The organism is Aquibium pacificum, from assembly GCF_040839445.1.
Taxonomy (GTDB): domain Bacteria; phylum Pseudomonadota; class Alphaproteobacteria; order Rhizobiales; family Rhizobiaceae; genus Aquibium; species Aquibium pacificus.
Genome location: NZ_JBDPGJ010000001.1, coordinates 35,349 through 56,792 on the forward strand (window position 1 = coordinate 35,349; position 21,444 = coordinate 56,792).

Consider the following 21,444-nt stretch of genomic DNA (forward strand, 5'->3'; position numbering starts at 1 on the left):
AACGGAAGCGGAAGGGGCCGTTCATGTGGCGTTCATGTCCCGATGGAGCGATTTTCTCTTACGAAGACGGGGATCGGGTCCCCGGACGGGACTGCAAACGAAATGGCTCGCGGGATCGGTCGATCCCGCGAGCCAACCCATCCGGCAAGCCGGACGAAACGTGACGAGGCCGTTTGGCACTGCGACGCGGCAGGCACCACCCCGCTAAGCGGCGGCGCCCGCTGTGCCGGCGGAGCCTACTGTCCGACGCGCCACAACTGACCTGAGACGTTCTGGCAGGAGTCCATGAAGGCCGCGCCGTTCATGGAGCCGCCCCGCTGGTTGCCTTCGAGGCATTCGTTCTGGCCCTCGCGGAACATCGTGGTGAGCTTGAAGTAGCCGTTGCCAGCCGGCATCATCTTCCACAACTGTCCAGAAACGTTCTGGCAGGAGTCCATGAAGGCCGCGCCGTTCATGGAGCCGCCCCGCTGGTTGCCTTCCAGGCACTCGTTCGAACCTTCGCGGAACTGGGTGGTGAGCTTGACGTAGCCGTTTCCGGCCGGAATGGCCTTCCACAGCTGTCCGGAGACGTTCTGGCAGGAGTCCATGAAGGCTGCCCCGTTCATGGAGCCACCCCTCTGGTTGCCTTCGAGGCATTCGTTCGAGCCCTCGCGAAACTGCGTGGTGAGCTTGAAGTAGCCACTCGGAAAGTCCTGCGCTGCCGCAAGGACAGGAAATGCCATTACAATAGCAATAGCAAGAATATTTCGCATAATCTTCTCCTTTTAAGTTGCAGTACGTTATCGGTGTTAAAGTTCAAATATCGAAGCCCCCTAGGCCCAATATCGAATATACACGACTTGTGTACGCCGCGATTTTTAAGGATTTCTCATGAACGATAGATGAACGAAATTGTCGTTTGTGTGGCTTTTCCCTGGCAAGAAGGAGGATCGGAATGGATCTCTATAATACCGTTTGATGATGTCAGTACTATCCTTGCAACGTTGGCATTCTCTGCCGGACGCAAGATCTGACATTCAACTCTCGCGAGTGCCATTTCCGGTTTCGCACCTGCATTCTCCCCGCGCCGGAAATCAAGCAGTTCGAGTGGGCGGCGTGCGCTCCGCCGTGCGACCAGCGATGCGGCACGTACTCATTCCAGGGTCTTGAAACCCGAAATCCCAATTCCCAAATCGTTGCTGCGGTCGCCGAAATCGGGGCCGCTGGCCGACAAGAGAATGCCAGTTTGGATTTTCAGCCGTCGGTCAAAGCGCAAACACGATGTTGCTCAACAGGAGAACAACTATGCGTCACGTCGATTTTTCCCCCCTCTATCGCTCGACCGTCGGTTTCGACCGGCTCTTCACGATGCTGGACTCGCTTTCGCAGCCCGACGGCGGTCAGACCTATCCCCCCTACAACATCGCACGCACCGGTGAGGATGCCTATCGCATCACCATGGCGGTTGCTGGCTTCGGCGAGGACGAGATCTCGATCGAGGCTCACCGCAACGTGCTGACGATCAAGGGCGAGAAGGCCGAGACCGAGAACGGCGAGAGCACCGAGGTCCTCTATCGCGGCATTGCCTCGCGCGCCTTCGAGCGTCGCTTCCAGCTTGCCGACCATGTCGAGGTCAACGGCGCCGAGCTTAAGAACGGCCTGCTTCACATCGACCTGAAGCGCAACATTCCGGAGGAGATGAAGCCCCGGAAGATCGCCATTGCCAATGGCGGCGCCAGGTCTTCGAAGCAGATCGAGGCGAAAGCCGCCTGAGCGGCCAGTCCCACCCTTGCTGACCGGCCTTGAAGGCCGATGCTGGGCGGCTCCGAAACGGGCCGCCCTTTTTGATGTCGTGCGTCCGGCTCAACCGGCGGGAGCGGCGACCGCGCCATGCGCCCGGGTCCGTCCGCGCGACAGCAGGGCGTCGAGCGAAATCGCGCCCGCACCCCTCACCGCGACATAGACGAGCGGGAACACCCAGAGCAGCCGCTGGTCGAGGATCGCTGCATCCGGAAAGCGGTCGAACAGGCTGCCTATCGTCTCGGGGCCGACGGCGTGGACTGTGACGTCGACGATCGACTGCACCGCGATGAAGGCGATCATGCCGAGCGCCGCGATACGCGCGAAAAGCCCGAGCACGATCAGGACCGGCAGCACGAACTCCGCATAGGTGCCGGCCCACACCATCGCGCCCCAGGGAATGAAGGACACCTGGCTGACGTCGCCCCCGGCCGCTTCGACTGCGGGAAGGGCAATCTGGTAGTAGGCGTTGTCGCTGACTGTGAAGAAGCCGAGCAGGCCGTCGCCGACCTTCGTGCGCGCCGAATTGAGGAAATACATCCACAGCACGGCGGCGAAGACGAAGCGCGCGAGAAGGCCGAGGAACCAGCCGTCCAGCACCCGCTCGATCGTGCCGAACACCGAGGCGTGCAGCCTGGCGATTTTTTCCATCAGGTACGACATGAGACTCCTCCGGATCTGGCGGACGGGAATGCCCGCTGATCAGTCCTGAATTACCGCGCTGAAGGCGCGGGCTTCGAGCATCAAGGCGATCGCCTTGCCGGGATCGAAGGCGGGTTCCTCCGCGAACGCCTCTTCGACCGCCAGTGCCAGCGAAGCGCCTGCCGCGAGGCATTCCAGGAAGACGGCGCAGCCGGGTTCAAGCCGCCGCACCTCGACCCTGGCACGCGGCCGCGTGACGAGCGCGTCCTCGGCGACATCGCCCCTGATCCTGCCGGCGTTGCCGGCATCGCCGCGATTCGCCTCCAGGATCGACACCACGGCGAAGCGGGACCGGACCAGCCGCATGGCCGGGTGCGGGGTGAAGCGGGCCGAGGCCAGGTCCTCGGGCGGCAGTTCGCCGAGCGCCCGCGGGTCCAGCGGCGGCGCATCGGCCGCGTGATAGGCGTCCAGCCAAGCGCGCTCCAGCCGCGCCACGTCGGCAAGGTAGGGCATCCGGGCCGCCGGCTCGAAGCCTGCGATGAAGCCCGGGAAATCGTGCCCGTATTCGCTGAGCACGCGCGAGCGGGGAGGGGACGAGCGGGCGAAGACGAGTGCCATGGCGCGGAAGAATTCCTCGCCTGCGATCCTCGCGGTGGCGGGGTAGATGTCGGCCAGCGCGTTGACGAGGCTCGCCGCCACGTTGTTGCGGTAGACTGCGAAGCGCTTCGCGGCGCGCCCGCCACCGGGAGCCGCGATGTTCTCCGGCGCGTTGCGGTCCGGATCGAGCAGGCAGGCTGCGAAAGCGGCGGCATACCCTCCGGCGGCTTCGCCCGGTGCCGGCAGACCGGGACGGCCGACCTCAGCCGCGCGTTCCATGCCTCGCCTCCGCCATGCTCGCGTTGCGTTCGAGAATGCGTCCTGCCGCCTCCGCCTCGGCGCGCAGGACGTGCCACTCGGGAATGTCGCTGTCCCATTCCACGAGCGTCGGGACCGGGCCGATGCGGCCGATCACCGTTTCGTAGAGCGACCAGACGGGGTCCGGCACGGGACGGTCGTGCGTGTCGATCAGGAGCGGCCGGCCTTCGTCGTCGGCCTGCTCGTCATGGCCTGCCAGGTGGATCTCACCGACGAGATGCAGCGGGAATTCGTCGAGATAGTCCATCGCGGAGAAGCGGTGGTTCGTGGCGGAGACGAAGACGTTGTTGACGTCCAGCAACAGGCCGCATCCCGTGCGCAGCGCCATCTCGCGGATGAACTCGGTCTCCGACCATGTGGACTCGTCAAACAGCACGTAGGTCGCCGGATTCTCCATGAGGATGCGGCGGCCGATCGCCTCCTGCACCTGGTCGACATGGGCGCAGACATGGGCGAGCGTGGCATTGGTATATGGCAGCGGAAGCAGGTCGCTGAAGAAGACGTCGTCGTGCGTCGACCAGGCGAGATGCTCGGATACCAGAGCCGGCTCGTAGCGTTCGACCACGCCGGCGAAACGCGCCAGATGTTCCTCGTCGAGCCGCTGCGGCCCGCCGATCGACATGCACACGCCATGCATGGAAACGGGAAAGCGCTGCCGGATCGCCGCGAGCGCGAGGTGGGGCGGTCCACCGGCGCCCATGTAGTTCTCGGCGTGGACCTCGAAGAACCCGCCAAAGCCGGAGTCTTCCGCAATCGCATCGAAGTGCTCCGGCTTGAAGCTCGCTCCGGCCTTGCCCGCGACCGGATGATCCGGAAAGCGGAGCCGGTGCGAGGATCGGATCTGCGAATGCGCGTTCATCGCGGAAGCTCCGTTTCCGACGCCGGTGCTTACGACGGCATGTCGCGCTTGAGCGGCTCCATCGATCCCATGCGCTCGCCGGGCAGTTCGATCTTGGCGCAGGTGCCCTTCTCGACATAGCTCCAGGCGTTGCCCTGATAGTCGACCTTGGACGTACCGGCGCAGGTGGTGCCGGGTCCGGCTGCGCAGTCGTTCTTGCCGGCCATGGCCACGCCGTAGCACTTTTCCTTGTCCTGGGCCTGGGCGGTGCCGGCCGTGGTGATGATGCCCGCTGAAAGCGCGGTCGCGACGACGCCCGCCAGATAGGCGGCGCTGACTACGGTTCTCGTCGACATGCAAGTCTCCTCTCGGTGCTGGTTCAAACCGGTCTAGACCGGCAAGACCATCATCGGCAGGCTGTTGCTCACTTGGAAGTAAAGAGGACGCGACCCAAAATCACGCAGCCCTGACGCCGACGTTACCGAAAGTTAATGAAGGAAGATCGGTCAGGCGATCAGCGCGCCCAGAGACTCAACGTCCTCTTGCGTCGTCGCGAAGCTGGTGACGAAGCGGAAGACCGCTTCGTCGGGCGCCATTGCCTCCGCAAAGCCTCGCGGGGCGTGCCAGGGATGGAAGACGACGCCCTCCCGCTGCAACGACGCTGAGACGTCCGCACCCAGGATGGCGAAGACCTCGTTGGCCTGCGGTTCCCAGGCGAGGCGCGCGCGGGGAGACCTGCGCAGATGGCCTGCGAGCCGGGCGGCCATGGCATTCGAATGGCGCGCCGTCTGCAGCCACAGACCGTTCGCGAGGTAGGCGTCGAACTGGGCGGCGACGAAGCGCGACTTAGAGAAGAGCTGCGCGGCGCGCTTGTGGATGAAGGCGAATTCCCGCGCCATGCCGGGATCGAAGAGCACGACCGCCTCTGCGCACCAGCAGCCGTTCTTCGTGCCGCCGAAAGAAAGGAGATCGATGCCGCGCCTCCAGGTCATGTCCGCCGCGCTGCAATTGAGCGCGACGAGCGCGTTGGCGAAGCGCGCGCCATCCATGTGCAGCGGCAGGCCATGCCGTCTGGCGACGTCGGCGACCGCATCGAGGTCGTCGAGGCCGTAGACGGTGCCGATTTCCGTGGCCTGCGTGACCGAAATCGCCATCGGGCGGCCCGAATGGACGAATTCGGCCGGATAGCGTGCGATCGCCGTGTCGAGGTTCGCCGGGTCGATGCGGCCCAGGGGACCATCGACCGGGCAGAGCCGCGCACCGCCGGTGAAATATTCCGGCGCGCCCGCCTCGTCTTCCGTCATATGCGCCTCGCGATGGCAGAAGGCCACGCCGCCGGGCTTGTTGACCGAAACCAGCGAGAGCGAGTTCGCCGCCGTACCCGTCGAAACGAAGAAGACTGAGACCTCGCGCTCGAAGATTTCGCTGAACCTGTCGTCGACCTTCCGATCCAGATCGCTGTTGCCGTAGGCGCGGGCATATCCGCCGGCGTGCTCCGAAAGCGCCGCCGCGATTGCCGGATGGGCGCCGGCCCAATTGTCTGAAGCAAAGATCATCGATTTTCCCGAAGCGTAAAATGCCGCCGGAGAGTGCCTTGCCGCGATGCGGGACTTCAAGCCCCTTCTTCGAGCCCCTATCATTCTCCCGCTGGCGGGGTCGAAACGCTCTCGGCGCAACAAAATTTCTCGGGAAGGCTGCCCGTGCATCGATTGTTGCGAGGGATACCGCATTTTTTTGCGCTTCGGTCTTGTGCCCGGCGACCATTTCTGACAATGTGCAATTAGGACAGTATTGCTGTCTTATTTTTTGACGGACAACCGGGCCGGGACTGGCGGAGAAATCGCGCCGGTCCGGGCTCTTGCGTACCGGCACCGAAAGCAGCCAAGAACCGCGGGCTGGCGGTCAAGGGTGACGATGGTCGCGCGTCCGGCGCGCTACGAACCGTCGCGGCCGCCTGCCTGTGCAGGAACTCGCCAGGGCTGTTAAGATGAAGACCCGGAGGGAGGCTGTCGCCTCCAGCGGGACGAAACGGAGGAAGGACGATGACGGTTTTCACGCCATCTGCGACGACGGAGCCACGTTTGGCCGCCGAACTCGATGCGCGCGCCGTCATACGCGCGCCCGCCTTTGCCGGCCTGCCTGCCGCTCGCGGTCTCTACGACCCGCGCAAGGAGCACGATGCCTGCGGCGTCGGCTTCATCGCCAACATGAAGAACGTTCGCTCGCACCAGATCGTCGAGGATGGCCTCGCCATGCTCGAAAACCTCACGCATCGCGGTGCCGTCGGCGCCGATCCGCTGATGGGCGATGGCGCGGGCGTGCTCGTCCAGATTCCGGACCGCTTCTTCCGCGAGGAAATGGCGGCGCAGGGGATCACGCTCCCGCCGCCCGGCCACTATGCCGTCGGCCATTTCTTCATGCCGCGCGACCCCGCCCAGCGCGCCCATGTCGCGGAAGTCATCGCCGAGGTTTGCAGGTCCGAGGGGCAGCCGCTCCTGGGCTTCCGCGATGTTCCCGTCGACAATTCCTCGCTGTCTAAGGCGCCGCATATCGCCGCGTCCGAACCCGTCCACTGCCAGGTCTTCATCGGCCGCAACCCGGTGGCGGAAAGCGACGAGGAGTACGAGCGGCGGCTCTACATTCTGCGCAAGGTCATCTCGGGCCGCATCTTCTCCGAGACGCAGGGAAAGGACAACGGCTTCTACACCGTGTCGCTGTCGTCGCGCACGATCGTCTACAAGGGCATGTTCCTGGCCTACCAGGTCGGCGCCTACTACAAGGACCTCAAGGATCCGCGCTTCGACAGCGCGCTGATCCTCGTGCACCAGCGCTTCTCGACCAACACCTTCCCGTCCTGGAAGCTCGCTCACCCGTACCGGATGGTCGCGCACAACGGCGAGATCAACACGCTGCGCGGCAACGTCAACTGGATGGCGGCCCGCCAGGCCTCGGTCGACAGCGAACTCTTCGGCAACGACATCTCGAAGCTGTGGCCGATCTCCTATGAAGGACAGTCGGACACCGCCTGCTTCGACAATGCGCTCGAGTTCCTCTACCAGGGCGGCTATTCGCTGACCCATGCGATGATGATGCTGATCCCGGAAGCCTGGGCCGGCAACAAGTCCATGGATGCCGAGCGCAAGGCCTTCTACGAGTACCACGCGGCGCTGATGGAGCCGTGGGACGGGCCAGCCGCCGTCGCGTTCACCGACGGCCTGCAGATCGGCGCCACGCTCGACCGCAACGGGCTGCGTCCCGCCCGCTACGTCGTCACCGACGACGACCGCGTCATCATGGCGTCGGAAGCCGGCGTGCTGCCGGTCCCCGAGGAAAAGATCATCACCAAGTGGCGGCTGCAGCCCGGTCGCATGCTCCTGATCGACCTCAAGCAGGGACGCATCGTCTCCGACGAGGAGGTCAAGGCCGAGATCGCCGGCAAGCATCCGTTCCGCAAGTGGCTCGACAACACCCAGCTCATCCTGGAGGAGCTGAAGCCGGTGGAGCCGCGCGCGCTGCGCAAGGACGTGACGCTGCTCGATCGCCAGCAGGCCTTCGGCTACACGCAGGAGGACACGCGCATCCTGATGGCGCCGATGGCGACGACCGGTCAGGAAGCGATCGGCTCGATGGGCACCGACACGCCGATTTCGGCCATGTCGGACAAGTCGAAGATGCTCTACACCTACTTCAAGCAGAACTTCGCCCAGGTGACCAACCCTCCGATCGATCCGATCCGCGAGGAGCTGGTCATGAGCCTGGTCTCCTTCATCGGGCCGCGGCCGAACATCTTCGACCTCGTCGGTTCGTCGCGCAAGAAGCGGCTGGAGGTGCGCCAGCCGATCCTCACCAATGGCGACCTCGAGAAGATCCGTTCCATCGGCCACACCGAAGACCGTTTCGACACCAAGACGATCGACGTGACCTACGGCTCCGGCGAGGGCGCCGAGGGCATGCCGCACGCGCTGGAGCGGCTGTGCGACCGGGCCGAGGCCGCCGTCGCGGGCGGCTACAACATCATCATCCTGTCGGACCGCCAGATCGGGCCGGACCGCATCGCGATCCCGATGCTGCTGGCAACGGCGGCGGTGCATCATCACCTGATCCGCAAGGGTCTCAGGACCTCGGTCGGTCTGGTCGTGGAGTCCGGCGAACCGCGCGAGGTGCACCATTTCTGCTGCCTCGCCGGCTACGGCGCCGAGGCGATCAATCCCTACCTCGCCTTCGACACGCTCACCGAGATGCATCGCCGCGGCGAGTTCCCGCCCGAGGTCGACGCCTACGAGGTCGTGTCGCGCTACATCAAGTCGATCGGCAAGGGCATCCTGAAGGTCATGTCCAAGATGGGCATCTCGACCTATCAGTCCTACTGCGGTGCTCAGATCTTCGACGCGGTTGGGCTGAAGACGGACTTCGTGGAGAAGTACTTCACCGGCACGGCGACGACGATCGAAGGCGTCGGATTGGAGGAGGTCGCGACCGAGACGGTCGAACGGCACAGGGCTGCGTTCAGCGATGACCCGGTGCTGCGCAATGCGCTCGATATCGGCGGCGAGTACATGTACCGCATCCGCGGCGAAGCCCACATCTGGTCGCCAGATGCAGTGGCGACGCTCCAGCATGCGGTGCGCAAGGGCTCGTGGGAAACCTTCAAGGAGTACTCGGCGCAGATCGACGGCGCATCCTCCCGCGCCAAGACCATTCGCGGCCTTTTCCACATCCGTACGGCGGCGGAGACCGGCCGTGCGCCGGTGCCGCTCGACGAGGTGGAGCCGGCGGCCGAACTGGTGAAGCGGTTCTCGACCGGGGCGATGTCGTTCGGCTCGATCAGCCGCGAGGCGCACACCACGCTGGCGCGGGCGATGAACTCGATCGGCGGCAAGTCCAACACAGGCGAAGGCGGCGAGGAGCCGGATCGCTATCTGCCGTTGCCAGACGGATCGATGAACCCGGAACGCTCGGCCATCAAGCAGGTGGCCTCGGGCCGGTTCGGCGTGACGGCGGAATATCTCGTCAACTCCGACATGATGCAGATCAAGGTCGCCCAGGGTGCCAAGCCGGGCGAGGGCGGACAACTGCCCGGCCACAAGGTCGACGCCACGATCGCCAAGACGCGTCACTCCACGCCGGGCGTCGGACTGATCTCGCCGCCGCCGCACCACGACATCTATTCGATCGAGGATCTGGCGCAGCTGATCTTCGATCTGAAGAACGTCAACCCGGCGGCCGACGTGTCGGTCAAGCTCGTTTCGGAAGTCGGCGTCGGCACCGTGGCGGCGGGCGTCGCCAAGGCGCGCGCCGACCACATCACCATCGCCGGCTATGACGGCGGCACCGGCGCCTCGCCGCTAACCTCGCTCAAGCACGCGGGATCACCGTGGGAGATGGGCCTTGCAGAGACGCACCAGACGCTGGTCCTGAACGGCCTGCGCTCGCGCGTCGCGCTGCAGGTCGACGGTGGCTTGAGGACCGGCCGCGACGTCATCATCGGCGCGCTGCTCGGCGCCGACGAGTTCGGCTTTTCGACGGCGCCGCTGATCGCGGCGGGCTGCCTGATGATGCGCAAGTGCCATCTCAACACCTGCCCGGTCGGCATCGCCACCCAGGACCCGGTGCTCAGGAAGCGATTCAAGGGAGCGCCCGAGCACGTGGTCAACTACTTCTTCTACGTGGCGGAGGAAGTACGCCAGTTCCTCGCCGACATGGGTTATCGCAGGCTCGACGAGATCATCGGTCAGAGCGAGCTTCTCGAAAAGGAGACGCTGGTCGGCCACTGGAAGTCGCGCGGCCTCGATTTCAGCCGAGTCTTCTTCAAGCCCGACGCGCCCAAGGAAGAGACGTTCTGGACGACCCGCCAGAAGCATCCGATCGACGACGTGCTCGACCGCAAGATGATCGAACTCGCGCGTCCGGCGCTGGAGCGCAAGGAGAAGGTGAAGATCGAGCTTCCGATCCGCAACACCGACCGCTCGACCGGTGCGATGCTCTCGGGCGCCGTCGCCAAGCGCTGGAAGTACAAGGGCCTGAAGGAAGACACGATCTCGGTGACGCTCACCGGGACCGCCGGCCAGTCCTTCGGCGCCTTCCTGGCGCGCGGCATTTCGTTCGAGCTGATCGGCGATGGCAATGACTATGTCGGCAAGGGCCTCTCCGGCGGCCGGATCGTGATCCGCCCGGCGGAAAACTCCCGCATCAAGGCGGAGGAGTCCATCATCGTGGGCAACACCGTGCTCTACGGCGCGATCGAGGGCGAGTGCTACTTCCGCGGCGTGGCGGGCGAGCGCTTCGCGGTGCGCAACTCCGGTGCCGTCACGGTCGTGGAAGGCTGCGGCGACCATGGCTGCGAGTACATGACGGGCGGCGCGGTCGTCGTCATCGGCAAGACCGGGCGCAACTTCGCGGCCGGCATGTCCGGCGGTGTCGCCTACGTGCTCGACGAGGAGGGCGATTTCGCCGAGCGCTGCAACATGGCCATGGTCGAACTCGAGCCGGTGCCCGAGGAAGACGACATGCTGGAGAAGCTGCACCACCACGGCGGCGACTTGATGCACAAGGGCCGCGTCGACGTCTCCGGCGACATGACCCGCCACGACGAGGAGCGGCTGGTCCAGCTGATCACCAACCACGCGCACTACACGGGCTCCACCCGCGCGCGCGCGATCCTCGACGACTGGGCGAACTACCGCTCCAAGTTCCGCAAGGTGATGCCGGTCGAATACCGCCGCGCCCTGCGGGAAATGGAGCGCATGAGGATGGGGATCGCCGCGGAGTAGTTGTGTCGGAGACGCCTGGCATATATCATGTGATATGCCGAAGCAGGAGGTCTGCCCATGCTGGACAGGAGCGAACGAAAGGTACGGGTGTTTCGGAACGGTAGAAGCCGGGCCGTCCGCATTCCGCGGGAGTTCGATTTTGGGGGTGATGAGGTCATCATGCAGAAGCAGAGCGATGGCAGTCTCGTCTTGAGGCCCGCAAGTGCCAAGATGACGCCACGCGAGGTCATCGCGTGGCTGAAGACCCAGCCCCCGATCGACGAGGACTTTCCGGAGATCGACGACAGCGACCTGCTGCCACTGGACGACATCGAGTTGTAGGAGTGTACCTGCTGGATACGAACATCATCTCGGACATCGCGAAGAATCCGGGAGGAACAGCGGCAGCGCGGTTTGCGTCGACCGAGGCCGGCCAGCTTTGTACCAGCATCATCGTATCGGCGGAGGTGAAGTATGGGCTGGAAAAGGCGCGCGGGCACCGGCTGAAGTCCGCGATGCTGGCAGTCCTAGACGCGATTGAAATCGTCAATCTTGAAAAGCCGGCCGATGAAATCTATGCGTTCCTTCGCGCTGAGATGGCGCAAAAGGGGAAGGCGATCACGCCGAACGACATGTTCATAGCAGCCCACGCCATGGCAATCGGCGCGACCATGGTCACCGACGACGAGGGGTTCCGGCAGGTGCCGGGTCTTACTGTTGAGAACTGGCTGCGGGATGTTCCCGCGGTCCGCGAGTAGGAACGAGAATGGGCAAGGTAACAGGTTTTCTCGAAATCGACCGGCAGGTGCACAAGTACCAGCCTGCGTCCGACCGCATCCGGCATTTCCGCGAGTTCACGCTGCCGATGTCGGATCGGGAGGTCGAGAAACAGGCCGCCCGCTGCATGGATTGCGGCATCCCGTACTGCCACGGGCCGACGGGCTGCCCTGTTCACAACCAGATCCCGGACTGGAACGAACTCGTCTACCAGGGCGACTGGGAGAACGCGATCCGCAACCTCCATTCCACGAACAACTTCCCGGAATGGACCGGCCGCATCTGCCCTGCGCCCTGCGAGGAGGCCTGCACGCTCAACCTCGAGGACGTGCCGGTCGCCATCAAGACCATCGAGCAGGCGATCGGCGATAAGGCCTATGAGCTGGGCTTCGTCCGGCCCTTTCCGCCGGAACACAAGACCGGCAGGAAGGTCGCGGTGATCGGTTCGGGTCCGGCCGGCATGGCGGCGGCGCAGCAGCTCGGCCGCGCCGGTCACGAGGTGCACGTCTACGAGCGCGAATCCAGGCCCGGCGGCCTGATGCGCTACGGCATCCCCGACTTCAAGATCGAGAAGCACTACATCGACCGCCGCGTCGAGCAGATGGAAGGCGAGGGCGTCACCTTCCACTGCGGCGTCAATGTCGGGGTCGACAGGAAGGCCCAGGAGCTGCTTGCCGAATACGACGCGGTGCTCTACTGCGGCGGCTCCGAGAAGCCGCGTCCTTCGGATCTTCCCGGGCGCGACTTCGCCGGCGTCCACGACGCCATGCCCTATCTGGTGCAGCAGAACCGTCGCGTCGGCGGCGAGGACATCCAGTCCGTCGCCTGGCCGTCCGACCCGATCCTTGCCGGTGGCAAGCATGTCGTGGTCGTCGGCGGCGGCGATACGGCCTCCGACTGCGTCGGCACCGCGTTCCGCCAGGGTGCCGTGCGCGTGACGCAGCTCGACATCCGTCCCCAGCCGCCGGAGAAGGAGGACAAGCTGACGGTCTGGCCATACTGGGCGACCAAGATGCGGACCTCGTCCTCGCAGGCGGAGGGTGCGCAGCGCGAGTTCCAGGTCGCAACGTTGGAATTCGTCGGCGAGGATGGCGTGCTCACCGGCGTCAAATGCTGCGAGGTGGACGAGGCGCGCAAGCCGATCGCCGGGAGCGAATTCGTCATCCGCGCCGACCTGGCCTTCATCGCCATCGGCTTTTCCGGTCCGAGCGAAAGCGGCATCTTGGCCGAGCTCCATGACGACCTTGCCACCAATACGGACCGCCGTGGCTCCAGGAACGTCGTCGCCAGCGATCTCGACTACCGGACCAGCGTCGAGAAGCTGTACGCGGCCGGCGACGTCCGCCGCGGACAGTCCCTCGTCGTCTGGGCGATCCGCGAAGGCCGACAGGCGGCGCGTGCCATCGACGAGGCGCTGATGGGCAGCACGCTTCTGCCCCGGTGAGGCCTTCGCGCGTCCGGGAGCGAAAGCGCCGCGGCGGCGCTCCCGGAGATTTGCGGCCAGTTGAGCCATGTCAAGGCAATGCGTCGGCGACTGGCGATCCTCCCTCCGGCGGCCCCGCACCGGGGCCGGTTTCCGATGGAGGGAAACATGCTCAAGCTTCCGCTTGTGATCTACGTTCTGGTGGCGCCCGTGCTGATGGGCGTATTCCTGACGGCGCTGCTGACCATGGACCTGCACCGCTTCGACGCAACGACCATGATCACGGCGGTGGCGGCCGGGGCGCTGGTCGCCATTCCCGTCGCCTGGATCGTTAGTCGGAAGATCGAGGGCCTGCGCTGAGATTGCGGGCAGCTTGGTCTGCCGCCTGAGCGGTGCCTGTCCCGTTGTCTTCGGGCAGCGCCGACGTGCGGCCGTCCTCGTCCGCCGCGACGGTTTCCGGCAGGCCGGAGCGTCCGAAATCGTCGACGCGTCCGGGGCGCGGATCCGGCGCCAGTCCCTCGATCACCAGCTTCTGCGCGGGGGTGAGCGCATTGTCGCGTCTCGGGACGACGACCAGCCCGAGCAGTTCGTCGCCTCCGTCAAGTTCGGGGTCGGTCAGCGAGACCGGAGTGGTGTGCTGGATCACGGGCGTGGTGCCGGGGATTGGCGGCCCGAACATCTCCCCGATCTCCTTCTCGGGCGAGGCGCCAGCCGATCCGTCCTCGAGGATATGCGCGAGCGGCTTCTCGGCGTAGAAGGCGATCTTGCGCTTGCCGGCCTGCGTGAGGTTGATGCCGTCGTTGGCCCGCAGCCGCACCGGCTGGCCGTTGATGTCGGGACCGTTGGTGACGAAGGCGCCGTTTTCGTCGACGAAGCCGTCCCAGATGTCGACGAAGACACCGGACGCGGCTTGCGCGGCGCGCCGGTGGATGTCGTTGAAGGCGATCATGTCCGATGACATCTTGCTGTACTTGAACGACGGCAGCCCGACCCAGACGAGCGGTATGTCGCGTGTGGAGAACGCGGAGGCGAACAGCGTCGCGCGAGCCTCGTATTCCGTGTTCCAGCGGTCAGAGCGGACGGGCTCGCTGGAGCCGCCGATATTCATGGCCTGCCGATCGTTGGAGCCGATCATGACGACCGCGGCGGCAGGTTTCATCTCGTCGAGGATGGCGCCGATGTTTCCCGGCCAGTCGTAGAAATCATTGCGGACGAAGCCCGAAGAACCGTTGGACCGATCGACGATCCGGACTGTCGGGTCATTCTCGAATACAGCCTCGAGGCCCTCGGCGAGGCCGCCGGCCAGGAAGTCGCCGACGATCAGCAGCGTTCGCGCGTCCTCGGCTTTCTCGACGTCGGCCTGCGGAGGGGGAGCACTGGCCGCGGCCGGTGCGGGGCTGGAAGCCTTCGGCGTCACGCGCTTCGAAGGACTTCGCTGCTTCTTGCGCGGCTGCGGCTCCCTCACCGCGGGTCGGCTCTCTTCCCGCCGGTTGGGAAACAGGAGCTGGAACAGGGTCCTGGGCCGCTCCTGCGCCTGCGCTTGGGAAGACGACCCGGCGATCACCAAACCGGCTGCCGCGCCCGCGAGGATCGCGAGCGCAAGGCAGAAACCCGTCCATTTGCGCAGCAGCGACGATTTCAAACGCAGTACTTTCCGCCTCAGCGTTGTCTCAGCCGGCTCAGGACTTCCTTGCTGGGATGTCCGTCCGGCTGGAGCCCCAGCGCCTGCTGGACGGCGACGATCGCCGATCGGGAGCCCGAGCCGATCTTGCCGTCGATCTTGCCGTCATAGTAGCCGAGCGTCAGGAGATGCTTCTGGAGTTCCTGCTTCTCCTCGAAGGAGAGCTTCGTGAAAGGCCTGTTCCAGTCGCGCACCAACCCTCCATAACCGGCGATCTCGTCGGCCAGCAGCCCGACCGCGAGAGCGTACTTGTCGGCATTGTTGTAGCGCTTCAGCACGAAGAAATTCTTCGTCATGAGGAAGGCCGGTCCCTCGCGCCCGTCCAGCACCTTCAGCTCGGCATTGTCCGACGGGCTCGGGAACGGCTTGTTGCGGGCGCGAACCACGCCGATCGACTGCCACTTTGCCAGCGACATCGAACCGCCGGGAAACTTCCGGCCTGCCGGCAGCGTCACCTCGTAGCCCCAGGCCTTGCCGGTCTGCCAGCCGTTCTTGCGCAGGAGATTTGCCGCGGTGGCCAGGGCATCGGGGACCGAATTCCATATGTCGCGCTTGCCGTTGCCGTCGGCGTCCACCGCATAGGCCTCGTAGCTGGTCGGTATGAACTGGGTGTGCCCCATGGCACCGGCCCAGGAGCCTGTCAGGTGGCTTTCGTCGATGTCGCCGCTCTGGAGGATCTTGAGCGCCGACACGAGCTGCGTGCGGGCGAACTTGGCCCTGCTCTTGTCGGCATAGGCGAGCGTCGACAGCGAGCGCACGACGTTGCGCATCACCTTGTCGTTCTTCAGAATCTCGCCGTAGTTCGATTCCATCGACCAGATCGCCAGCAGGATATGGCGGTCCACGCCGAACCGGCTTTCGATCCGATCGAGCCAGGGCTTCCACTGACGTGCCATCTGCCGGCCGACAGCGATGGCATCCTCCTGGACGCGGTTGTCGAAGTAGTCCCAGACCGGCGCGGTGAACTCGGGCTGGTAGCGTGCTTTCTCGAGAACCTCCGGATCGGGAGCGGTCACGCCGCGAAAGGCGCGATCGAACGTTTTACCCGAGATGCCGTTGCTGGCGGCCACGCCGCGGAAGCTCGCCACCCACTTTTGGAAACCGGCGTCGGCGGCGGCCGGCTGGGCCGCGAGGACCGTCGCAATACCGACGAGGCCGAGCGCCGCCGATCGGAAGTTCTTTTTCATCTGGAACATCGCTGCCTCCGAATTCGTTGCACGAAGTCCGGAATCCTGCCGTGCGCGGGTTAGCAAAGGGTTTACCATAGAAGAGATTCGCAATACATCCTGCGGGCAATGCCTTGCGGGATCGTTTCGGTCCGCCGATGCGTATCCCGTGAATTCGGCATCAAGATGTCGCACTCCTCCCCCATCGAGAAACGGATGTCATCCAGCATGAAAAAGGTCCGAAAGGCGGTTTTCCCGGTTGCGGGGCTTGGAACGCGGTTCCTGCCAGCCACCAAGGCACTCCCCAAGGAGATGCTGACGGTCGTGGACAAGCCCGTCATCCAGTACGTGGTCGACGAGGCCAGGGAAGCCGGCATCGAGGAGTTCATCTTCGTGACCGGCCGCAACAAGGGCGTCATCGAGGATCATTTCGACGTCCAGTTCGAACTCTACGACACGCTCGCCCAGCGCGGAAAGGACGCCGAACTGGCCAAGCTCCAGCGCATGCAACCGGAGCCGGGACAGACCAGCTTTACGCGCCAGCAGGTGCCGCTCGGCCTCGGGCATGCCGTCTGGTGCGCCCGCAACCTGGTGGGCGACGAGCCTTTCGCGCTGCTTTTGCCCGACATGATCATGCAGTCGGAGAAGGGCTGCATGCGCGCCATGGTCGAACTCTACGAGGAGGCCGGCGGAAACGTCATCGCGGTTCAGGAGTGCGATCCCGAAGAGGCGCACAAATACGGCATCGTCGGCAAGGGCCAAGACGTCGCCAACGGCTTCGAGATCACCTCGATGGTCGAGAAGCCAGCCAAGGGCACGGCCGAATCGAACCTCTTCCTCAACGGCCGCTACATCCTGCAGCCGGAGATCTTCGACATCCTGTCAGCCCACGAGCGCGGCGCCGGCAACGAGATCCAGCTCACCGACGCGATGTTGAAGCTCCAGAGGGAACAGGCCTTCTACGGCTATCACTACAAGGGCCGCACCTTCGACTGCGGCTCGCCGGAAGGCTTCGTCGAAGCCAACGTCGCCTTCTCGCTCTGGCGCAAGGACTTCAGCCCGCGCATGACGCGCATGATCTCCGACCTGCTGGAGGAGTATACGGCAGGTGAGGCCAAGGCCAGGATCGGTTGAGGTTGCCCGGCGCTCCGGCGCGGTCAGCGCTGGAGCTTGAGGCCTAGATAGATGCTGCTCGCGTCGTAGTCGCGCCCGGCGATGGTGCTGTCGAAGCGCTCGTGGCGCAGACGGCCGTTGATGCCGGCATAGCGGTTGAACCACCATGTCGCGTTGGTTTCCGCGCTCAAGGTCAATTCGTGGTCGGAACTGTTTACGTAATCGCGCCAGGCGAAGCCCGCATTGGCGCCCAGCGTCAGGTTCGCCCGGACCTCCCTCAGCATCTCGACGCTCGCGGCATAGCGGACGGAGCCGCTCTCGCTCGCCGTCGTGGTGCCTTCCACCTCGGTCGAGCCGATCAGCGACACCGTCGTGCCGCGGGTCGGCGACCAGACCAGCGCGGCATCCAGCAGAAGGCCGGAAATCGGCGTCAGGCGTTCGTCGTCGAAACTTTCGCGCAGCCAGCCGGCGGAGACCTCGCCCGACAGCTTCTCGCCGAAATCGAGTTCGACGCCGCCGCGCAATGCGAGCCTGTCCGCGGACCGGGCATAGCCGCTGGAATCCACCTCGAGGTCGTAGTAACGGCGGCCGATCTCGGCCTCGACGAAGGGCACGATCGCCGGCGACACCTCGTAGCCGGCGCGCAGCGCAACCGTCGCCAGCGTGAAGTTGCGATCCTTCTGCGACAGCGTTCCGCCCGAAGACAGGTCCGCGTCGGAGTATATCTCGCGGTCGAGCGCACCCGTCAGCGAATAGCGCGCCTTGCCGACATCCTTGCCGATCGACAGGTTGCCGGAAATCTCCTGCAGCAGAGGCTCCGAGACGACGTTGCCGATGTCGACGGGAGAGGACGCCGATTCGGGCCGAACCGTGTAGGCGAACGCACCGGCGGCGTTCATCTCGTGCGCCAGATCCGCTCTGAAGGATGCGTCCACGCCGCCCTGGAGTTCGTCGTAGTCGTCGTCTCCCGAGACGGCGTCCTTGTAGGTGACGAAGGCGTTGAAGGCGGCGGAATGGCGGGTCCAGTCGGAGACGGCGTTGAGCCGCAACTCGGTCTGCGAGAGTACTCCCTCGCTGCCATCGGGCGCATTCCTGCTGTTCGTCGACCAGATGAACCCCTGGTCGAGGGTGGTGAAGACGTCGAACGTTCCGACGCGCAGGCCGAGCGGCGAATAGGGGTTCTCCTCCTCCTCGAAGGACGGAGTCTCGATCGCGGCCGTCCGCGGGTTCTCGCGGTCTAGGCGCCGGTTCGCCTCCTCGTCGAGCGCGTCGACCCGCTCCTGCCGGACAGTACCGACTGCGGTGTCGTCTGTTTCCTCGAGATCCGGCTGCTCGGGCCCGGCGGCGTCAGCGGCCTCTTCCGGCTCGTCGCGCATGTTCGTGGCACGGGCGGCCCGTCCCGGGGTCGGTGGGGGCGCTTCCGTGAAGGCGTCAGTCTCCTCCATCGGGAACAGGCTGGCGTTGTCGTCGCGCGTTTCCTCGTCCGGATCGAGCGCGCCTTCGCTCACGGGAACGTATCCCGGGGTAGGTTCGCCGCCGCGTGACGGTTCGCCGGAAGCATCGCTTTTCTGCCCGCCCAGAAGCTCGTCATTGACCTGGCTCTCGGTCAGCTGGCCGCGGAGCTGGTTCTCCTGCGCGGTCGCGTTGGAGAGCGTCAGCGACAGGACTGCCGTCGAGGCCAGTAGCGCCAACTGCCGCGCGAGCAGGCGATGAGATCCTGCCGATCGTCTCTCTGGCAATGCGAGCATGGTGATCCGACGAGCCGCCCGGTGCGAAACTTTACCGAACCGTAAACACCGATGGTTAACGGGAGGTTGAGGCGGTCCCCTCCGCCCGGCATTCGTCGTTTGAAATCAAGGTTGGACAGCCGGGTTTGGACGCGATAGAGCGTCGCAATGCACGGGAAAGTCCTGAATCAGCGGGTGGACGCCAAGGCGGCCATCGATTCCGCGGTCCGCACCATCACCACCGAGCAGGCAGGCATGGCGGCGCTCGCGGCCGCGCTTGGCAACGGGCTCTCGGAGCCCTTCGCGAGGGCGGTGGAGATGCTCGCCGGGATCGGCGGCCGGGTGATCGTCACCGGCGTGGGAAAGAGCGGCCATATCGGCAACAAGATGGCGGCGACGCTCGCCTCGACCGGTACGCCCGCCTTCTTCGTCCACCCGGCCGAAGCCAACCATGGTGACCTGGGCATGATCGCTCCCGACGACGCGATCGTCGCGATCTCCTGGTCCGGCGAGACCTCGGAGATGAAGGGGATCGTCGCCTATTCGCGGCGCTTCAAGATCCCGCTGATCGCGATCACGTCGGGGGAGACGTCGACGCTCGCTTCGGCGGCCGATCTGGTGCTGTGTCTGCCGAAGGCGCCGGAGGCATGCCCGCACGGACTGGCCCCCACCACCTCGACGGTGCTGCAACTCGCCATCGGCGATGCGCTGGCGGTCGCGCTCCTGGAGGCGCGCGGCTTCACGCCGGACCATTTCCGCACCTTCCATCCCGGCGGGCAGCTCGGCGCCAACCTGACGCAGGTCCGCGAGGTGATGCATGTGGGAGACGAGATGCCCGTCGTCAGGCGCGGCGTCACCATGCCGGAGGCCATCATGGTCCTTTCCGCCAAGCGCTTCGGCTGCGTGTGCGTGACGGGCGAGGACGGACGGCTCGCCGGCATCTTCACCGACGGCGACCTGGCGCGCAGCCTGCATCTCAACCTGGCGGAGATCGCCATCGACGAGCTGATGACCCGCAATCCCAAGACCGTCACGCCGCGCACGCTGGCGGCGGAGGCGATGGCGCTGCTCAACGAGCATCACATCAGCGCGCTGGTGGTGGTCGACGAGGGCGTTCCGGTCGGCGTCGTGCATTTCCACGACCTCCTGCGGCTCGGAGCCGCCTGACCGCCGGAACGGCTCAGAGCGGTTCCACCTTGAGGTCGCCGTTGGTGGCGGCGACCACGCGCACCTTGGTGCCGGGTGCCGCGTCCGGACCATTCACGGGCCACCACGTGTCGCCGATCTTCAGGCGGCCGCGACCGTCGCGGATGGCCTCTTCCAGCGTTCCCGTGCGGCCGACGAGCTGCCTGGCGCGCTGGTTGAGCAGGGGCTGGTCGCTCGGCGTCTCGTCGCGCCGCACGAATCGGTAGCCGAGCCATGCGGACAGCAGCGAGAATACCAGGAACACCAGTATCTGCACCTGCCAGGTCCACAGGGCGAATTCCCAGATCGCTATCGACAGGACGCCGACCGCCAGCGCCGCCAGCCCGATCCACACCAGGAACACGCCGGGCAGGATGATCTCCAGCGTCAGCAGGACGAAGCCGAGCACCAGCCAGTTCCACGGGCCGAGTTCGGAGAAGATGCGTTCCAGCATGGGGGCTCTCCCGGGCGGCCGATCAGCCCTGGCCGGGCGGCACGATCGGCGGACGGTTTGCGCCGCGCGTGTTCTGGGTGGGCGATTCGCCGCCGAACACTTCCTTGGCGATGGCGCCGATGCCGCCGAGCGAGCCGATCAGCGCGGAGGCTTCGATCGGCAGGAGCACGATCTTGCTGTTGGGGGCGGATCCGATCCGCGCCAGCGCCTCGGTGTACTTCTGGGCCACGAAGTAGTTGATGGCCTGCACGTCGCCCGCCGCGATCGCTTCGGAGACGACCTGCGTGGCGCGCGCCTCGGCCTCGGCCGACCGCTCGCGCGCCTCGGCATCGCGGAAGGCGGCTTCCTTGCGGCCCTCGGCCTCCAGCACCTGCGCCTGCTTCAGTCCCTCGGCTTCCAGGATCTGCGCGCGCTTGTTGCGCTCGGCCATCATCTGGCGCGCCATGGACTCGACGAGGTTGGCCGGCGGGTTGATGTCCTTGATCTCGACGCGCGTGACCTTGATGCCCCAGGGGCCGGCGGCCTCGTCGACGATCCTGAGCAGACGCTCGTTGATCGCCTCGCGATTGGAGAGAAGCTCGTCGAGATCCATCGAGCCCATGACCGAGCGGATGTTGGTCATGGTGAGATTGAGGATCGCGTTCTCCAGCCCCGCCACCTGATAGGCCGCCTGCGCGGCGTTCAGCACCTGGTAGAAGGCAACGCCGTCGACCGCCACGATCGCGTTGTCGCGCGTGATGACCTCCTGCGTGGGAACGTCCAGCACCTGTTCCATCATCGTCAGCCTGGCGCCGATGCGGTCGATGAAGGGCAGGATCAGGTTCAATCCGGGAGAGAGCGAGCGGGTGTAGCGTCCGAATCGCTCGACAGTCCAGTTGCTGCCCTGCGGCACGGTCTTGATGCCCGCGAACAGGAAGAGAAGCACCAGGACGACGAGGACCGGTATGATGATGTCCAGGCCCGTGAAATTCATGCTGCACTCCCTTTTGCCTCGC

General features: G+C 65.3%; 19 protein-coding genes. 8 read left to right on the plus strand and 11 right to left on the minus strand.

The features are described from left to right. Positions 1-236 precede the first annotated feature (236 nt). Positions 237-722 carry an RICIN domain-containing protein gene (locus tag ABGN05_RS00235; RefSeq protein WP_367951986.1) on the minus strand — a complete coding sequence of 162 codons (486 nt, stop codon included), beginning with the start codon at positions 720-722 and terminating at the stop codon, positions 237-239. Positions 723-1,284: 562 nt separating this feature from the next. Between ABGN05_RS00235 and ABGN05_RS00240 the strand changes: the two genes are divergently transcribed. Continuing rightward, entirely contained in the window at positions 1,285-1,752 is a 468-nt protein-coding gene (locus ABGN05_RS00240; protein ID WP_367951987.1) for an Hsp20 family protein, read from the plus strand. A 90-nt stretch (positions 1,753-1,842) separates the two neighbouring features. Here the strand turns inward: ABGN05_RS00240 and ABGN05_RS00245 are convergent, their stop codons facing one another. The 5 genes from ABGN05_RS00245 to ABGN05_RS00265 form a co-directional block, all read right to left on the minus strand. Next, positions 1,843-2,442: a DoxX family protein gene (locus ABGN05_RS00245; protein ID WP_367951988.1), complete on the minus strand. Its 600-nt coding sequence runs from the start codon at positions 2,440-2,442 to the stop codon at positions 1,843-1,845. Between the two features lie 39 nt (positions 2,443-2,481). Beyond that, positions 2,482-3,297: an HvfC/BufC family peptide modification chaperone gene (locus ABGN05_RS00250; protein WP_367951989.1), complete on the minus strand. Its 816-nt coding sequence runs from the start codon at positions 3,295-3,297 to the stop codon at positions 2,482-2,484. Next, entirely contained in the window at positions 3,281-4,195 is a 915-nt protein-coding gene (gene bufB / locus ABGN05_RS00255) for an MNIO family bufferin maturase (protein ID WP_367951990.1), read from the minus strand. Before bufB ends, ABGN05_RS00250 begins: the two co-directional genes overlap by 17 nt. A 29-nt stretch (positions 4,196-4,224) precedes the next feature. Beyond that, positions 4,225-4,530 carry a BufA1 family periplasmic bufferin-type metallophore gene (locus tag ABGN05_RS00260; RefSeq protein ID WP_367951991.1) on the minus strand — a complete coding sequence of 102 codons (306 nt, stop codon included), beginning with the start codon at positions 4,528-4,530 and terminating at the stop codon, positions 4,225-4,227. A gap of 150 nt (positions 4,531-4,680) precedes the next feature. Continuing rightward, positions 4,681-5,730, minus strand: coding sequence for a threonine aldolase family protein (locus tag ABGN05_RS00265; RefSeq protein WP_367951992.1), 1,050 nt, complete (start codon positions 5,728-5,730; stop codon positions 4,681-4,683). Between the two features lie 486 nt (positions 5,731-6,216). Here ABGN05_RS00265 and gltB point away from each other — a divergent pair, with 486 nt between their 5' ends. The 5 genes from gltB to ABGN05_RS00290 all read left to right on the plus strand — a co-directional run bounded on the left by gltB (position 6,217) and on the right by ABGN05_RS00290 (position 13,483). Continuing rightward, positions 6,217-10,944 (plus strand): glutamate synthase large subunit, encoded by a 4,728-nt coding sequence (gene gltB / locus ABGN05_RS00270; protein ID WP_367951993.1) that lies wholly within the window; start codon positions 6,217-6,219, stop codon positions 10,942-10,944. A 57-nt stretch (positions 10,945-11,001) separates the two neighbouring features. After that, positions 11,002-11,265, plus strand: a complete 264-nt coding sequence (locus tag ABGN05_RS30180) for an antitoxin (RefSeq protein ID WP_373695871.1) — start codon at positions 11,002-11,004, stop codon at positions 11,263-11,265. 2 nt (positions 11,266-11,267) lie between these two features. Further along, positions 11,268-11,681, plus strand: a complete 414-nt coding sequence (locus tag ABGN05_RS00280; RefSeq protein WP_367951995.1) for a PIN domain-containing protein — start codon at positions 11,268-11,270, stop codon at positions 11,679-11,681. Between the two features lie 8 nt (positions 11,682-11,689). Continuing rightward, positions 11,690-13,144, plus strand: a complete 1,455-nt coding sequence (locus ABGN05_RS00285) for a glutamate synthase subunit beta (RefSeq protein ID WP_367951996.1) — start codon at positions 11,690-11,692, stop codon at positions 13,142-13,144. Positions 13,145-13,291: 147 nt separating this feature from the next. Continuing rightward, a complete protein-coding gene (locus ABGN05_RS00290) occupies positions 13,292-13,483 on the plus strand; it encodes a hypothetical protein (protein ID WP_367951997.1) in 192 nt (63 codons plus the stop codon). Here ABGN05_RS00290 and ABGN05_RS00295 read toward each other — a convergent pair. Together ABGN05_RS00295 and ABGN05_RS00300 are read right to left on the minus strand one after the other, a co-directional pair. Further along, positions 13,455-14,765 carry an SGNH/GDSL hydrolase family protein gene (locus ABGN05_RS00295; RefSeq protein ID WP_367951998.1) on the minus strand — a complete coding sequence of 437 codons (1,311 nt, stop codon included), beginning with the start codon at positions 14,763-14,765 and terminating at the stop codon, positions 13,455-13,457. The genes ABGN05_RS00290 and ABGN05_RS00295 overlap by 29 nt on opposite strands. Before the next feature lie 17 nt (positions 14,766-14,782). Further along, positions 14,783-15,991: a lytic murein transglycosylase gene (locus ABGN05_RS00300; protein WP_367953106.1), complete on the minus strand. Its 1,209-nt coding sequence runs from the start codon at positions 15,989-15,991 to the stop codon at positions 14,783-14,785. Positions 15,992-16,198: 207 nt separating this feature from the next. On the opposite strand from ABGN05_RS00300, the gene galU reads away from it, so the two are divergent. Then, complete coding sequence (galU, locus tag ABGN05_RS00305; RefSeq protein WP_367951999.1) at positions 16,199-17,104, plus strand: UTP--glucose-1-phosphate uridylyltransferase GalU; 906 nt, start codon at positions 16,199-16,201, stop codon at positions 17,102-17,104. A 23-nt stretch (positions 17,105-17,127) separates the two neighbouring features. Here galU and ABGN05_RS00310 read toward each other — a convergent pair whose 3' ends face one another. After that, complete coding sequence (locus ABGN05_RS00310) at positions 17,128-18,831, minus strand: outer membrane beta-barrel protein (RefSeq protein WP_367952000.1); 1,704 nt, start codon at positions 18,829-18,831, stop codon at positions 17,128-17,130. A 147-nt stretch (positions 18,832-18,978) separates the two neighbouring features. Between ABGN05_RS00310 and ABGN05_RS00315 the strand changes: the two genes are divergently transcribed. Continuing rightward, positions 18,979-19,977, plus strand: a complete 999-nt coding sequence (locus tag ABGN05_RS00315) for a KpsF/GutQ family sugar-phosphate isomerase (protein ID WP_367952001.1) — start codon at positions 18,979-18,981, stop codon at positions 19,975-19,977. A 13-nt stretch (positions 19,978-19,990) separates the two neighbouring features. On the opposite strand, the gene ABGN05_RS00320 is transcribed toward ABGN05_RS00315, so the two are convergent. Both ABGN05_RS00320 and ABGN05_RS00325 read right to left on the minus strand, forming a co-directional pair. Next, positions 19,991-20,449 carry an NfeD family protein gene (locus ABGN05_RS00320; RefSeq protein WP_367952002.1) on the minus strand — a complete coding sequence of 153 codons (459 nt, stop codon included), beginning with the start codon at positions 20,447-20,449 and terminating at the stop codon, positions 19,991-19,993. 22 nt (positions 20,450-20,471) lie between these two features. Continuing rightward, positions 20,472-21,422 (minus strand): SPFH domain-containing protein, encoded by a 951-nt coding sequence (locus ABGN05_RS00325; protein ID WP_367952003.1) that lies wholly within the window; start codon positions 21,420-21,422, stop codon positions 20,472-20,474. Positions 21,423-21,444 lie beyond the last annotated feature (22 nt).